Genomic DNA, 1,040 nt, shown 5'->3' on the forward strand with positions numbered 1-1,040 from the left:
CTCGTATCCTCTGGTGTAGAACAGATATTCCCCCTTAATAAAGCTTATCGTTACCCACATCTTGAGAGGGAAGATTTTTGAGGGGAAGTACTGCGAAATAACAGAGATATGCAACCCCCAATAATTAACAATTGACAATTTACAATTAACAATTGACCATTATTTGTTAATTTTGTCAACATCAAATATTAATTGTGAATTGATAATGGCTAATTGATAATTGTCAATTAACTATATTTGGACTTGTGGGTAACGATAAGTTAATAAAGGGGGTTAGGGGGTTGTCCTTCTCCCATTTTCATTGCCCTTTGTGAGCCTTGGCTCATGTCCGTTTCTCCTGAAAATAGGAAGTAGAGAGTAGAAAGTAAAGAAAACATCACTCCTCACGCCTATCTCCCTATCTCCCACCTTCTATCTCCTACCACTATTTTCATCCTCATTTGTGAGTCGCAGATTCATGAGCGTTTCCCCTGAAAATAGTTAATTAGAGATTAGAGAATTAGTGAATTAGAACCTGCACTCTTGTTAATCTCCAATCTCTAATCTCTATGCCCGATTTTCATCTTACTTTGTGCCCACTGCCTGTGGGCATGAGCGTTTCTCCTCTAACAAACCTTTTTCTCTCAAAAGTTAATCTGGGATTAACATACCATATTTCTTTAAATTTGTCAAGAGGCTGACCAAGAATTTCTTAAAAAAATTGTAACCGTTCAGGTAATCCTTTACCGCAGAGACGCAAGAGTTCGCAGAGAAGACATAGAAATAAAGTAACTATTCAGCCACTGATTAACACGGATTAGCACGGATAAATCCAGAGGGCAGAAGGCAGAGGACAACAGGAGAAAAAATCTTCATCCTAACTACGGACACGGATACCGGACACGATTCACGAATTTTCAGTGTTTCATCTGTGTCCATCTGTGGCTGAATAGTTATCAATAAATTTTAATTTTTTCTCTGCGTCTCTGTGTCTGTTATGTAAAGTGTCAAGCTTTTTTTTATTTTTTTACTTAAGAAAAGACTCTACGACTTATCTCTAT

The 1,040-nt window shown here is 37.4% G+C and carries 1 protein-coding gene; it reads right to left on the minus strand.

Annotated elements, in window-relative coordinates:
* Positions 1-273 precede the first annotated feature (273 nt).
* Positions 274-408: a hypothetical protein gene (locus AB1414_21490; protein ID MEW6609985.1), complete on the minus strand. Its 135-nt coding sequence runs from the start codon at positions 406-408 to the stop codon at positions 274-276.
* Positions 409-1,040 lie beyond the last annotated feature (632 nt).

This window comes from bacterium (genome assembly GCA_040755795.1).
Taxonomy (GTDB): domain Bacteria; phylum UBA9089; class CG2-30-40-21; order CG2-30-40-21; family SBAY01; genus JBFLXS01.